Raw genomic sequence first — 13210 nt, 5'->3', positions numbered from 1 at the left:
TATGCTGCGCCGCCGTGTCGCGGGGGTTGCGGTGGTGGCGCTGGCGGCGTCGATAAGCAGTTGCACCCCGCGCCCCAACGACGCCGAACCCGCCGCCTCCGATTTTCTCAGCGCGCTGGAGAAGCGCGAGGTGAACTCGTCGCTTATCGACGACGCCTCCGCCGCTGAAACCTCCCTAAACGACACGTGGGGCGGGCTGCAGGCGGAAAGCCTGAGCGCATCGCTTATCGACGTCCACCAGGACGACAACCTGGCCACAGCCACCTACGAGCTGCGCTGGGACCTGCCCCGCGAGCGGGATCTGACGTACCAAGCGCAGATGACGCTGACGCAGAGCGGCAACGAATGGAACGTGCGCTGGCAGCCGTCCGTGCTGCACCCGCGGCTGGGCGCGAACCAGCATTTGGAGTTGCGCGCGGTGGCGCCGTCGCAGGCGAGCGTGGTCTCCTCCGACGGGGTGGAGCTGCTCACGCCCGGCACCGCCTACCGCGTGCTGGTGGACACGGAGGAAATGCACAGCGCCGGGGCGGCGGCAGCCGGTATCAGCGCGGCGCTGGCGCAGGCCCACGAGGTGGATCGCGGTGCGCCCCTGCGTGACGCGGAGGATGTAGCCAAGGAGCTGCAGGACGCCTCTGGCACTTACTCCGTTGCGGTGGTGCCTGCGCCCGCGCGCGACGCGTTCGAGGCGGCACTGGCCGGTGAGCCCGGCGTGCGGCTCAACGAGGAGGCCGCGATGGTCAATGCGCAGCCGGAGTTTGCGCCCGACATCATGGCGCGCGTGGGCGAGCTGGTGCGCGACGACCTGCAGGGCGATACCGGCTGGAGCGTCGACGTGGTCAACGAAAACGGCGCCTCCTACGAGGAGATTAAGCGCCAAGACGCCGCTCCGGCTCCCGCGTTGCACATCAGCCTGGATCACCGCATCCAGCGCGCCGCGGAGATGGCCTTGGAGCCGGTAGCCGGCCAGCAGGCCATGATCGTGGCCATCCGGCCGTCCACGGGCGGAATCCTGGCTATTGCGCAGACACCGGCCGCGGACGCCGGCGGCAACTTGGCCACGATGGGCCAGTACCCGCCGGGCTCGACGTTTAAGATCCTTACCGCCTTTGCCGGGCTGACAAAGCAGGGGCTTATTCCGGCTTCGCCGGTGCCATGCCCCGGCACCATGAACCTCTACGGGCGCACCGTAACCAACTACGCGGGCTTCGGAATGGGCACCGTGCCGTTGGAGACCGCGTTCGCGCGCTCGTGCAACACCACGTTCGCGGACATCTCCACGAAACTGGCGCCCGGCGAATTGCAGGACGTTGGCAAGCAGTTTGGCCTGGGCGTGGACATGGAGATCCCCGGTGTGGAGACCATCACCGGCTCCATCCCGGAGGGCGAAGAGCCGCTGGACCGCACCGAGGCCGGCTACGGCCAGGGCCTGGATTTGGCCAGCCCGTTCGGCATGGCGCTGGTGTCTGCCGCTGCTGCGCGTGGATCGTTGCCTGTGCCGTACCTGGTGGAGGGCGAGGAGACGAAGCTGAGCGGAGAGGCCCCGCCAATGGACCCGCAGGCGGCCGAGGAGCTGCGTCAGATGATGGCTGCGGTCACCGGCCCTGGCGGCACGGCGAGCGCGTTCACCGCGAGCGGCGATATCCGCGGCAAGACCGGCGAGGCCGAGATCAACGGCGGCTCCCATTCGTGGTTCACCGGCTACCGGGCCGACGACGACATTGCCTTTGCCACCCTGGTGGTGCTCGGCGGCGGTTCTGAGGCCGCTGTGGCACTGTCGGACCGGATGCTGCTGAACCTGGACGCTCCCGCCGAGTAAGTCTCCCGGAGGGATGCTCGGGCCATGTTTGACCGCAGGTCTACCATTGGGGACATGAATAACCGAGGCCTACTCACCCCAGGAAAACCCACCCCAGAGCGCAAGGTGCCAAAGACCATTGAGCGCCCCGAATACGCATGGAAGGACGAAGTCCAGGAAAACGTCGGCGAGCCGGTGATCCAGACCGCTGAGACGATCGAGGCGATGCGTGAGGCATCGAAGATCGCGGCGAACGCTCTGGCGCTTGCCGGCGCCGCTGTGGCCCCGGGCAAGACCACCGACGAGATCGACGGTATCGTCCACGACTACTTGGTGGAACACGGTGCATACCCGTCGACGTTGGGCTACCGCGGTTACCCGAAGTCCTGCTGCATCTCGCTGAACGAAATTGTCTGCCACGGCATCCCGGACACCACGGTGATCCAGGAAGGCGACATCGTAAACATCGACGTCACCGCCTACAAGAACGGCGTGCACGGCGACACCAACGCCACGTTCTTCGCCGGCGAGGTGGCGCAGGAGCACAAGGACTTGGTGGATAGGACCTACCAAGCGACGATGCGTGGCATCAAGGCGGCAAAGCCCGGCCGCCAGATCAACGTGATCGGCCGCGTGATCGAGTCCTACGCCAAGCGCTTCGGCTACAACGTGGTCACGGACTTCACCGGCCACGGAGTGGGCACCACCTTCCACAACGGGCTGGTGGTGCTGCACTACGATTCCGACGCCTACACGGACATCCTCGAGCCGGGCATGACGCTCACCATCGAGCCCATGATCAACCTGGGCGAGCTGCCGTACCGCGTGTGGGACGACGGCTGGACTGTGCAGAACATCGACGGTGAATACACCGCCCAGTTCGAGCACACCATCGTGATCACCGAGGACGGCAACGAGATCCTCACCATCCCGGACTCCGACGTCGCCGCCGGGCAGCACATGCTGGGAGAGTAGCTCCTGCAGCAGTCAAGGCGGGTCTGTACGGAGCAATTCTGTGCGGGCCCGCCTGTTATGTGCAGGCCCGACCTTAGGCAGAACAAAACCCCGTCGCGATAAGCGACGGGGTTTCAGCCTTCTAGCTCAAGCGCTACTGCTTAGCGGGAGAGCGGGTGCTGCAGCCAGCCGTTGTAGAAGGAGAAGTTCAGGCCAGCGATGACCAGGCCAACCAGGGCGCCGATGGCAGCGACGATGGAGCCGTCGATCCAGTAGCGAGCCCACTGCGGAACGTCTTCCTTGTTGGTCTTGTTGCCGAAAGCGTCGGTCGGGTAGAACGGCTCGTCCTTGTCATCGAAGTACTGGGAAGAACCCTTGCCACCGAAGAGGCCCTCGGTGCCGTCGCTGACGACCTCACCGAAGTCCTTGTCGCCCTCCTGCTTGCCAACGAAGACAACAGCCTTGTCGTTGGAGGTGGTCTCGTTCTGAGCATCCTCAGCGGACGCGATTGCGGTGCCGCCAGCGAGGACGGTCAGAGCGGTTGCGGAAGCAACTGCAGCGGTGCGGAAGTTACGCATCGTTTTCCTTCTTTCGAAATGTGAGTGGAATTGGTTTGCGGAAGTCCGCGGTCTTAGAAGTTGAATTCGCCGTGAACGAAGAAGTTGTACAGCGGGCCAACGATGAGGCCGACGAGTGCGGAGACAGCGGTGAAGATGGTTGCGCCGTAGCCGAGCTTGGCGTAACGCGGCTGCTCACCGAAGTTGTCCTTCTTGCTGCCGAAGATCTCCTCGCCGTCGGTGCCGCGCAGGTTGCCGTCCTCGTCGCGGAACTCGAGCCACTCGGAGTTGGTGATCTTGTGGGAGGAAGCCGGCTCAACGCCGTCCTTGCCGTCCTTGTCCTCGACCTCGCGGACCGGTGCGGTGTAGGCCGGAGCCTCCGGTGCGTCGGTACCTGCGGTCTCGGCGGTTGCGACTGCGGTGGAGCCGAATGCCACAGCGACGGCGGTTGCGCCGGCGAGGGCTGCCTTACGGAAATTACGCATGAAACGAAATCCTTCTCTGATAGTTCTTGCACGACGTCCGGGTGGAATTCAAAGAATCCCAGGGGCATTGAGCTCCTAGGACCGATAGCAAGCCCGGTGGGCTCGGTCCCGGTGTCTGCACCGACAATAGCCGAACACTTCCAGGGGTATGCAAGTTGGCGCTGAAAAATTTTCAAAAGTTCAACCAAAGGTTGGAAAGCTTGGCGTTCGCTGAAAAAATTGGGCTAAACCAAATATCTCTCACGTGCTCTTTTCGGCACTTGTGTAGAAAAGGTCATGCCTTTTAACGCCGTCCCCCGAAAGAGGGGGTGAAGTAGAGGTTTAGACTTCTTTGAACGTCAGGTCGAGGCCGAGGATCGCGTTTTCGGTCACCTCTGCCAGGGATGGGTGGATCCAGTATTGAGACCGAGGAAAGTCCCGCAGATCCAGCCCGTATGCGAGCACGGTGATCATTTGTTGGATCAGAGTGGAGGCTTGCGGGCCCATGTAATGCGCGCCCAAAAGCTGGCAGCTTTTACGGTCCGCCACCAGTTTCACTACGCCGGTGGAGTCCTCCAAGCCCCAGCCGTAGGCCACGTCGCCGTAGTTCTGCACTTTCACCGTGACGTCGAAGCCGGCTTCCTCGGCCTGCTGTTCGGTCATGCCAACTGTGGCGATCTGTGGATGGGTGAAGATCGCCGACGGGACGTGATCGTGCGGCATCGGCACCATTGCTGAGTCATCTTCGCCCGCCCAGGCACGAAGCACGTTGTGGGTCACTGCACGCTGCTCCGCGTTGGCCACGTGCTTGAGCTGGTACGGCGACGACAGGTCGCCGAGCGCCCACACGCCGTTCGCGGTGGTGCGGCCGAACTCGTCGACAGCGACGCGTCCGTCTTCGTGCGTTTCGATCCCGGCAGCGGCGACGTCGAGGGTGTCGCTGTTGGGGATGCGGCCCGTGGCGATCAGGAGGGATTCGGAGGTGACCGTGGTGCCGTCGTCGAGCGTGAGAGTGACGCCGTCGCTGTCCTCGGAAGCGGAGGTGACCGTGCGGCCCATGTGGACGGTGTAGCGCTCGTCGGCGAGTGTGTTGAACGGCTCCGCGAGGTCCTGGTCCAACTGTCGCAGCAATTGTGAGCGGCTGATGATGGTCACCTCGGTACCTAGGGCATCAAAAACGTGCGCGAACTCCATGGCGATGAACCCGCCGCCGACGATGGTCAGCGACTTCGGCTGGCGCTCAAGGCGCATGATGTCCTCGTTGGTGTGGAAGGTGACATCGTGTGCCCATTCCGGAATGAACGGGCGGGCGCCGGCGGCGAGGATGACCGTGTCGGCGGTGATGAGCTCTTCGGTCCCACCGCGGCCGGTCAATAGCGTCTTGGGGCCGACGAAGCGCGCTTCCACGTCGTAGACCGTGGCGTTGGGGCAGCCGTTGCGGCGGTAGTCCTCACCACCCTTGGCGATCAGGTCGATGCGGTTGTCAAAGACGCGCTCCACAATGCCGGTCCAGTCCGCGCCCTTGTACTCCAGATCAATGCCGAGCTTTCCGGCCTCGCGCGCCGCGTACGCCTGCTCCGCGGCAAGTACGTACATCTTGGTGGGGATGCAGCCGACGTTGAGGCATGTGCCCCCGAACGCGCCTTTCTCCACAATCGCGACGTTTTTGTCATCGAAGTCGGGAGTGAGAATGGAGTTGCCTGAACCCGTCCCCACAATGATCAGGTCGTAGCGTGTGGCGTCCTGCAAATCGCTTCCGTGAGCGGGCATGGTCTTCTCCTCTATATATATGTGTATTTCGCGTATCGACGTTACTGGGCGAAACCCTGGCCGTCGAGCCACCCGAATACGGCCTTGAATGCGGCCTCGCGGGCGTGGCGCTCGGACAGGAACACGTCGTGCCGGGCACCATCGATGACCTGCACGTCCGCGGTGTCTGAAAGGGTTGGCGCCCAACGCTGAATCTGGTCGACATCCAGCACCGTGTCAGCAGTGTCGGCAGCGGGGGAGTACTCCTCGCCGAGATAGGAATGCGAAGAGCGCAGCGTCAGCGTCGGCACGCCAGTGTCAACGTCCCCGGCGTGGATCTTTTCCTGCCCCTTGATCACCGCGCGGATCCAGCCCAAGTACTTGCGGTGCCCGTCAATCGGCTTCCACTGCGTATTGAACTCCCACTCACCGTGGAAGTCCTTGTGGATGGACTTGCCGTAGGTGCCCTCCCCGCGCTGCAGCAGCGGCAGCGACGGGAACATCGTGCCGAAGAAGTTGAGCAGTGGCTTGAGCGCGGCCACCTGCCACTTCGGGAACTGCATGTCCAACCACGGGCTGTTCAAAACGATGCCGGCAAGCCTCTTATGCTCCGCAGGTTTGTCGCGGCGCAGGTGATCCGCCCACAGCGGCACGATTAATCCGCCTGTGGAGTGCGCCAGCACCACCACCGAACCGTGCTCCGCGGCGAGGATCTCTAACGCCTGCGTGAGCTCGGGGAAATACCGGCTCATGGCAAGGGTGAAGTGCGCGCGCTGATCCTTTCTTAGCGCGCGCCCGCAGCGCCGCAGGTCCAGCGCGTAAAACGGGTACCCGTGCCGCGCGAACTCGTCGGCGACGTGAGTCTGGAAAAAGTAGTCGGACATGCCGTGCACCCACAGCACCGCGGGCTTTTGGGGGCTTTTGCTTTGCGACGCGCGCACGTCCCGCACCAGCACCGCATCCACGCGAGTCCTGCTATCCGGGTCCTTGCCCTGGGGGAGGACGGCCTGCTCGAATCCGTCGCCGAGCGGGTCGGGTTGCCAATCAAGCTGATGCGCGGTGTCACTCATGCGGCCGATGATACTTTTCTGCGAACGGTTCGGACCTTTGGTCGTCGACAAGCCTTTGCACCTTGGGCATGAAGGGGACGTAATATGGTCACCACTCCCAAAAGTCGATAAACATCAAAGGATGACTACGCATGTCTGACAACGGTGGTAAGAAGTACGCGGACGAGGTGGACATCCTGCACGTCGGCGCCGGCATCATGAGCGCGACACTGTGCTCGATGCTGCACGAGCTGGAGCCTGATTGGTCCCAGATGATCTTCGAGCGGCTCGACGGTCCTGCCGAGGAGTCCTCCTACCCGTTCAACAACGCCGGTACTGGCCACTCCGCACTGTGCGAGCTGAACTACACGCCCGAGAAAAAGGGACGCATCGATGTCTCCAAGGCGATGAACATCAACGAGAAGTTCCAGCTGTCGCGCCAGTTCTGGTCCTACCAGGTGGAAAACGGCGTGCTGACGGATCCGCGCGCATTCATCAACCCCGTGCCGCACGTGTCCTTCGCACAGGGCGAAGACCAGATCAACTACCTGCGCAAGCGCTACGACAAGCTCTCCGCAAACCACATGTTCCCCAACATGCAGTTCGCGGATGACCGCGAAACCTTCGCGGAGAAGCTACCCCTGATGTCCCAGGGCCGCGACTTCGACGCTGAGCCGGTGGCCATCTCCTGGACCAACGCGGGCACCGACATCAACTACGGTTCCCTGACCGGGCAGTTCCTCGACGCCGCGAAGCGTAACGGCACCGAGATCCGCTACGGCCGCGAAGTGACCAACATCAAGCGTGAAGGCAACTTCTGGAAGGTCACGGTCAAAAACGTCCACACCGGCGACAAGCAGGTCGTGCGCGCCCGCTTCGTCTTCGTCGGCGCTGGTGGCTACGCCCTGGACCTGCTGCGCAAGGCAGGCGTGCCCGAGGTGCACGGCTACGCGGGCTTCCCGATCTCCGGCATGTGGCTCAAGACCGACAACCAGGAACTGGTGCAGCAGCATAAGGCCAAGGTTTACGGCAAGGCCAAGGTCGGCGCCCCGCCGATGTCCGTGCCGCACCTGGACCTGCGCGTGGTCGACGGCAAGGAGTCCCTCCTGTTCGGCCCCTACGGCGGCTGGAGCCCGAAGTTCCTCAAGGAAGGCTCCTACCTGGACCTGTTCAAGTCCATCCGCCTGGACAACATCCCGTCCTACCTCGGCGTGGGCGCGACCAACCTTGCGCTGGTGAAGTACCTGGTGCAGGAGGTCTTCCGCGACTTCGACGGCAAGGTGGACATGCTGCACGAGTACTACCCGGCAGCTGACGGCAAGGACTGGGAGGTCGTGGTCGCTGGCCAGCGCGTGCAGGTGATCAAGCCGGCCGCCGCCCCGCGCTTCGGCACCCTGGAGTTCGGCACCGCCCTGGTGAACGACCAGAACGGCACCATCGCCGGCGTGCTCGGCGCCTCCCCGGGTGCGTCCATCACCCCGGCCGCCATGATCGAGCTGCTGGAGCGCTGCTTCGGCGAGCACATGATCGACTGGTCCGACAAGCTCCACGAGATGTTCCCCACCTACGGCAAGTCGCTCAAGCACGATAAGAACGCCTACGACGAGCAGTGGGCGTGGACGCAGAAGACGCTGGGACTGGACACGGGCGAAAACACCCTGTAGCAGCGTTTACGTCCCGCAGAAGGTGACGTAGGGCAGCTGCCCCTCAGGCCGGGCCATCCATTCGGGTCCGGCCTTTTCGTTGTACGGGTCACTCACCGCGGCGAGCAGCTCGTTGTACGCGGTGTAGTCGCCGCGGAGCTCGGCGGCGTCGATAGCCTCCTGCAGCATCTGGTTTCGGGGGATGAAGATGGGGCCGGGCTCACCGTTGATGCCGTGCTCGCGGTTGTAGGTGGTGATGTCGGCGGCCGCGTTGAGCCCGTCGTGGTCGCCTCCGATCCACTTCGCCCACGCCTCGTCCCAGGCCGGCTGGACAGTTTTGACGTAGGCGTCGACCTTCTCCGCGCCGAGCAGCGGATAGAGCGCCTCCGTCAGCCGCGCCATGTTCCAGGCGATGATGTTTGGCTGGTTGCCAAACGCGTAGCGCCCCTGCCTGTCGATGGATGAGAAGCTCGCGGTACCGTCGAAACGCTCGGTGAACGCGCACGGCCCGTAGTCGATGGTCTCGCCCGACAGCGCCACATTGTCGGTGTTCATTACCCCGTGGACGAAGCCCAGGCGCATCCAGTGCGCCACCAGATCGAACTGGCGGCGGGTGACGGTGCGCAGCATCTCCTCGGCGGTGTCAAAGCCCGCGGCGGTGACGACCTTCCGCGTTAGCTCCTCCGACTGTGTCGTCGCGTACTGCACCGTGCCCACGCGCAGGTGGCTCTTGGCCACGCGCACCACGATGCCGCCCGGAACCGCGCCGTTTTGGCGGATCACGGTGCCGCCGGTGGACAGCACCGCAAGCGAGCGGGTGGTGGGCACGCCGACCGCATGCATGAACGTGGAGACGAGGTGCTCACGCAGCATCGGCCCGATCGCGCCCACCCCGTCCGTGCCGGGGCGCGAAAACGCGGTCAAGCCGGAGCCTTTGAGCTGGATCTCATGGCCGGCGGTGTCGCCGAGTAGCAGGGCGCGGCCGTCGCCAAGCAATGGCACGAATTGACCGAACTGATGCGCCGCGTACGCCATGGCGTGGCCGCCGGATCCGCCGGAGAGAAACTGCAGGCCGTCGGCAGATTTGAGCCACGCGACATCGAGCCCGAGCTCCTTCGCAAGCGGCTCGTTGAGCGCGACAAGCTGCGGGTTCTCAAACTGCGTGCCGGGCTCTGCGTGCGCGAGCTCCGGCAGGGTGTCTGCGAGCGTGTGGGCGAGCTGGGGGTGATTCATGGCTCCACCCTAAACTGATTGGCTATGACTACCGGCCACATCACACTCGTAGGCGGCGGCCCAGGCGCGTGGGATCTGCTGACTATCCGCGGATTGCGCGCACTCGAGGCTGCCGACGTCATCCTCGCAGACCACCTCGGCCCCGCCGCTGAGCTGGAGAGCTTTTTGGACCTAACCGGCAAGGAAGTCGTGGACGTAGCCAAGCTGCCGTACGCGAGGCAGGTCGCGCAGGAGCGCATCAACGAGATGCTGGTTGCCTATGGGCGCGCCGGCAAGCACGTCGTGCGGCTCAAAGGCGGCGACCCGTACGTATTCGGACGCGGCTTCGAAGAGCTGCAGGCGTGCGCTGCCGCCAGGTTGGAGTGCTCGGTGGTGCCGGGCGTGACCTCGGCGGTGTCGGTGCCTGCGGCCGCCGATGTGCCGGTGACCCAGCGCGGAGTCACCCACGCGTTCACGGTGGTATCCGGGCACCTGCCGCCGGGACACGAGAAGTCGCTGGTGGACTGGGGTGCGCTTGCTCGCGTCGGCGGCACGATCGTGGTGGTGATGGGCGTGCGCAACGTGCGCGCCATCACGGCGGCGCTGGTAGAGGCCGGTTTGGATGGTGCGACGCCCGCCGCCGTTATCCAGGAGGGCGAGACGGACGCGCAGCGGGTGTACTTCGCCACCGCGTCAAGCTTGGCCGACGTGATGGAGGCCGAGAGCGTCGCGGCGCCGGCCGTGTACGTGGTGGGGGAGGTAGCAGGCCTTGCGCACGCTGGATAGCTTGATCTGGGACGTCGCGTTCGGGGACACGGCGTTCGGGGATGGCGCGTTTGTCGGGCCCGCCGCTTCTGCATACCCTGGGAGCCAAACCCTGGGAGCTGGCAAAAATCGGCCGATGACAGGATCTGGCTCCCAGGGTCTGGGGGAGGGGGACCGGCAAGCGGTGCTCATCTGCCACGACCCGACGCTGGATCTCACCCGCGCCGCGGTGGCGACGGGCGCGCCGGTGCTGTTCCTGGACACCGATTACGCGCGAAGCCAAGAGGCGTCGGCAATGGGCGTCGAGATCGCCGGTGATGTGCGGCTGGACGAGTTCTTGGCCGGCGCAACCGGTTCCGCGGTCGCGGTCGGGGAGATGCCCAAGTCGCTCGCTCGGCTCGACTACCTGGCACGCTCCATCGCGGGCGCGGGTTTCGACGACGTGCGGGTCGCACTCGGCGCGAACAACAAGCACCTCGCACGCAGCATGAACACGGTGCTGGGCGAATCATTCACCGACGTTGCGGCCTCATTGGGCCGCGGCAAGTTCCGTTGCCTCGTCGCCTCCGGGCCGCGGGAGGTGGCCTATGCGCCATTGCTTGGCGACGGCCTGGTCGCCGTCGGCGGCGTCTTTTCCGGCGCGAAGCCGGACCGGGGCGGAGAGCTGCTTCGCTCCTGCCTGCCCGCCGAGCCCGGCCGCCTGCTCGATCTGGGCTGCGGCAACGGCTCCGTCACCCGGGGCTTGGGCGGCGTGGCCACGGACGCGGATGCAGACGCGGTGCTTTCCGCCCGCGCCATTGGGCTGGAGGCGACGTGGGACGACGCAGGCTCGCGCTTGCCGGATGCGTCCTTCGACACGATCGCGTTGAACCCGCCGTTCCACGACGGCACCACCGTCGATGCCACTCTCGTGCAGCACCTCCTCGAGGCCTCCGTGCGCCTACTGGCACCAGGCGGTGCGCTGTATGTGGTGCACAACTCCCACCTGCGTTACCGCGGCGAGGTGGAGCGCAGATTCGCGTCCGTGGAGCAGGTCGCGCGGGATACAACCTTCACGGTGCTCCGGGCTACGCGCTAGCCCAAAAGGGCAGGCAGGGCGTTGGCGGCGGTGTCCTCGATGACCACGTCGGCCAGGTGGGACAGGTCCGTGCGCATCGGGGTGACCTCGATGATGGGGATTTCGCGGGCGTGCGCCATCAGCGGCAGGCCGGCCGCGGGGTAGACCACTCCGGACGTGCCCACGATCACCAGCGCGTCCGCGGTGCGCATGCGGCGCTCCGCTTCCTTCCACTCGGCTTCCGGCAGCGCCTCGCCGAACCAAACCACGCCTGGACGCACGGAGCCACCGCAGCCCGGGCAGGCCGGGGGAGTAATCGCCGCCACGGGCTGTTTGGGGAGGTCGATGGGCTGGGAGAAGTTCTCGTCGCAAAGCGAGCAGCGAAAGTCGAACAGCGAGCCATGCAGGTGGACGACCTCCTTGCTGCCTGCGCGCTCGTGGAGGTTGTCGATGTTTTGGGTGGTCACCGTCGTCTTCGGCGACTTAGCGACGGCAACGTGGCCCGCGTTCGGCTCCGCCTGCTGCGCTAGGTGCGCGCGCCAGAGGTACCAGGCGAACATGGTGTCCGGGTCGTTGTGCCACGCGTCGATGGACGCCATGTCCTGCGGGTCCACGTTCTCCCACAGGCCGGTCTGGGCGTCGCGGTAGGTGGCGATGCCGCTATCCGCGCTCATGCCGGCGCCGGTGAAGACCTCGATGTGCGAGGCGTCGGTGAGGAGGGTGCGGGCGGTGTCCATGGTGGAAGAGGCAGTCATAGGTGTGACCGTACCCGCGGGGCGGTAGTGGCGGGCGGGGCTGCCCTAAATGCCGATATCGGCGTTTAGCGTTGATGCGGTGTCAAAAGCCCTGGTCGTGGTCGGGTCAGGAGGGTAAATGCCGATATCGGCATTTGGCGGAATAGGTTCCCAAGAACGTCAGCTGTGGATAACTCCGCCGGTGAGTTGTCCACAGAAGAGCAAACGCTCTTCCTTTTCGCTTGAACCTCTGTCAGGATCGCGGCATGGATCGGGGGAGACAAGCAGAAATAGTGCGTAAGCTACGCCGTCGGTATACGAACAATACAGGTGCAGTGATTCTGTCATCGAAGCACTGCATGCTGAGAGCCGACTTTGATGAGCTCGCGTTCTTTGAGAAGCGATGGATCCAGGCCATCGCTGCAGGAAAAGCTGCCAGGAAAGCGGCTCTGGCTGGGCGATCAGCAGCACGAGCGTTGGATATGTGGGTGGTGACGACCGACCCGAACGAGCCAGTGGAACTCATCCTGCCAAACGGTAAAGCGCCGCCGAAGAAACAGCAGCCGGCGAACACGGTCTATCACCGGGCAAGGAGACGGTCAGCGACAATCCGGCACTTCGACACGCTGCGTGCCACGGATGAACTGACGACGGCGTTCGAAATCGCGCTGCGACATGGCTTCAGGGAAGGGCTCGTCGCCATGGACTGGATACTGAAGTTCCACGCGGACAGGGACATGGTCGAGGCCGAGATGGAGAAGCTGGGCAGGGTGCGAGGGATTGACACGCTGCGGAAAGTAGTGAAGTTCGCGGTGCACAACTCGCGCTCGCCGTTCGAGTCCTACGGAAGAGCGATTCTGATCGAGCGGGTGGCAGAGCACTGGATCGTCAACGGCATGTTCGTCGGCTATGAGGTGGATCTTCGCCGCGGGATGTTCGTCACGGAGATAGACGGCGACTACAAATACGACGGAGTGACGTTCAAACCAACCGACGAGACGCTGCGGAAAGAACGTCGCCGTGAAAAGAACCTGCTGAAGGCAGGCGTCAAGCTACTTCGCCCGTCTCCGGTCGATTTGCTGTTCAGAGAAGATGAGTTTGTGACCGATGTGCGCCGGCTTCTCGCGTTAGCGGAGATGGTGGAGAAGGCGGCGAGTTAACGCTGGTCAGCATACCGAAACCGATAAACCGATAAAACGCACGCGGCCAATAAACCGATAAATCGATAAAG

Annotated in this window: 12 protein-coding genes; 6 read left to right on the top strand and 6 right to left on the bottom strand. The window is 64.3% G+C overall.

What is annotated here, in order from left to right:
- Position 1 precedes the first annotated feature (1 nt).
- Both CIHUM_RS06990 and map read left to right on the top strand, forming a co-directional pair.
- Positions 2-1816, top strand: coding sequence for a penicillin-binding transpeptidase domain-containing protein (locus CIHUM_RS06990; protein ID WP_034998675.1), 1815 nt, complete (start codon positions 2-4; stop codon positions 1814-1816).
- A 54-nt stretch (positions 1817-1870) separates the two neighbouring features.
- Positions 1871-2770, top strand: a complete 900-nt coding sequence (map, locus tag CIHUM_RS06985) for a type I methionyl aminopeptidase (protein ID WP_034999254.1) — start codon at positions 1871-1873, stop codon at positions 2768-2770.
- 140 nt (positions 2771-2910) lie between these two features.
- Here the strand turns inward: map and CIHUM_RS06980 are convergent, their stop codons facing one another.
- The 4 genes from CIHUM_RS06980 to CIHUM_RS06965 all read right to left on the bottom strand — a co-directional run bounded on the left by CIHUM_RS06980 (position 2911) and on the right by CIHUM_RS06965 (position 6589).
- The gene (locus CIHUM_RS06980) at positions 2911-3327 is read right to left on the bottom strand and encodes a hypothetical protein (protein WP_051106360.1); all 417 of its coding nucleotides are present in this window, start codon (positions 3325-3327) and stop codon (positions 2911-2913) included.
- Between the two features lie 53 nt (positions 3328-3380).
- Complete coding sequence (locus CIHUM_RS06975) at positions 3381-3791, bottom strand: hypothetical protein (RefSeq protein WP_034998677.1); 411 nt, start codon at positions 3789-3791, stop codon at positions 3381-3383.
- A 321-nt stretch (positions 3792-4112) separates the two neighbouring features.
- On the bottom strand, positions 4113-5540 hold the full coding sequence (mtr, locus tag CIHUM_RS06970) for a mycothione reductase (protein ID WP_051106361.1): 1428 nt from the start codon (positions 5538-5540) through the stop codon (positions 4113-4115).
- Between the two features lie 41 nt (positions 5541-5581).
- Complete coding sequence (locus CIHUM_RS06965; RefSeq protein WP_034999259.1) at positions 5582-6589, bottom strand: alpha/beta hydrolase; 1008 nt, start codon at positions 6587-6589, stop codon at positions 5582-5584.
- Between the two features lie 131 nt (positions 6590-6720).
- Between CIHUM_RS06965 and mqo the strand changes: the two genes are divergently transcribed.
- Positions 6721-8232: a malate dehydrogenase (quinone) gene (gene mqo / locus CIHUM_RS06960; RefSeq protein ID WP_034998678.1), complete on the top strand. Its 1512-nt coding sequence runs from the start codon at positions 6721-6723 to the stop codon at positions 8230-8232.
- 6 nt (positions 8233-8238) lie between these two features.
- Here mqo and CIHUM_RS06955 read toward each other — a convergent pair whose 3' ends face one another.
- A complete protein-coding gene (locus CIHUM_RS06955; protein WP_051106362.1) occupies positions 8239-9444 on the bottom strand; it encodes a protein adenylyltransferase SelO family protein in 1206 nt (401 codons plus the stop codon).
- Positions 9445-9468: 24 nt separating this feature from the next.
- Between CIHUM_RS06955 and cobA the strand changes: the two genes are divergently transcribed.
- Both cobA and CIHUM_RS06945 read left to right on the top strand, forming a co-directional pair.
- Complete coding sequence (gene cobA / locus CIHUM_RS06950; RefSeq protein ID WP_051106363.1) at positions 9469-10209, top strand: uroporphyrinogen-III C-methyltransferase; 741 nt, start codon at positions 9469-9471, stop codon at positions 10207-10209.
- 115 nt (positions 10210-10324) lie between these two features.
- Positions 10325-11266, top strand: coding sequence for a class I SAM-dependent methyltransferase (locus tag CIHUM_RS06945; RefSeq protein ID WP_051106364.1), 942 nt, complete (start codon positions 10325-10327; stop codon positions 11264-11266).
- Here CIHUM_RS06945 and CIHUM_RS06940 read toward each other — a convergent pair.
- Positions 11263-11982 carry an NAD-dependent deacylase gene (locus CIHUM_RS06940; RefSeq protein WP_101494245.1) on the bottom strand — a complete coding sequence of 240 codons (720 nt, stop codon included), beginning with the start codon at positions 11980-11982 and terminating at the stop codon, positions 11263-11265. The genes CIHUM_RS06945 and CIHUM_RS06940 overlap by 4 nt on opposite strands.
- Positions 11983-12338: 356 nt before the next feature.
- Here CIHUM_RS06940 and CIHUM_RS06935 point away from each other — a divergent pair, with 356 nt between their 5' ends.
- Positions 12339-13139, top strand: coding sequence for a hypothetical protein (locus tag CIHUM_RS06935; RefSeq protein WP_051106365.1), 801 nt, complete (start codon positions 12339-12341; stop codon positions 13137-13139).
- Positions 13140-13210 lie beyond the last annotated feature (71 nt).

This window comes from Corynebacterium ihumii, assembly GCF_028609825.1.
Lineage (GTDB): Bacteria > Actinomycetota > Actinomycetes > Mycobacteriales > Mycobacteriaceae > Corynebacterium > Corynebacterium afermentans.
The sequence above is the reverse complement of the archived record's forward strand: the minus strand, read 5'-3'. Positions and strand labels throughout refer to the sequence as shown.

Bases quoted from the DNA above. Each gene is read 5' to 3' on its own strand.
- mqo (WP_034998678.1), top strand. From the start codon at position 6,721: ATGTCTGACAACGGTGGTAAGAAGTACGCGGACGAGGTGGACATCCTG.
- cobA (WP_051106363.1), top strand. From the start codon at position 9,469: ATGACTACCGGCCACATCACACTCGTAGGCGGCGGCCCAGGCGCGTGG.
- CIHUM_RS06990 (WP_034998675.1), top strand. From the start codon at position 2: ATGCTGCGCCGCCGTGTCGCGGGGGTTGCGGTGGTGGCGCTGGCGGCG.
- CIHUM_RS06935 (WP_051106365.1), top strand. From the start codon at position 12,339: ATGCTGAGAGCCGACTTTGATGAGCTCGCGTTCTTTGAGAAGCGATGG.
- mtr (WP_051106361.1), bottom strand. From the start codon at position 5,540: ATGCCCGCTCACGGAAGCGATTTGCAGGACGCCACACGCTACGACCTG.
- CIHUM_RS06955 (WP_051106362.1), bottom strand. From the start codon at position 9,444: ATGAATCACCCCCAGCTCGCCCACACGCTCGCAGACACCCTGCCGGAG.
- CIHUM_RS06945 (WP_051106364.1), top strand. From the start codon at position 10,325: ATGACAGGATCTGGCTCCCAGGGTCTGGGGGAGGGGGACCGGCAAGCG.
- CIHUM_RS06965 (WP_034999259.1), bottom strand. From the start codon at position 6,589: ATGAGTGACACCGCGCATCAGCTTGATTGGCAACCCGACCCGCTCGGC.
- map (WP_034999254.1), top strand. From the start codon at position 1,871: ATGAATAACCGAGGCCTACTCACCCCAGGAAAACCCACCCCAGAGCGC.
- CIHUM_RS06975 (WP_034998677.1), bottom strand. From the start codon at position 3,791: ATGCGTAATTTCCGTAAGGCAGCCCTCGCCGGCGCAACCGCCGTCGCT.
- CIHUM_RS06940 (WP_101494245.1), bottom strand. From the start codon at position 11,982: ATGGACACCGCCCGCACCCTCCTCACCGACGCCTCGCACATCGAGGTC.
- CIHUM_RS06980 (WP_051106360.1), bottom strand. From the start codon at position 3,327: ATGCGTAACTTCCGCACCGCTGCAGTTGCTTCCGCAACCGCTCTGACC.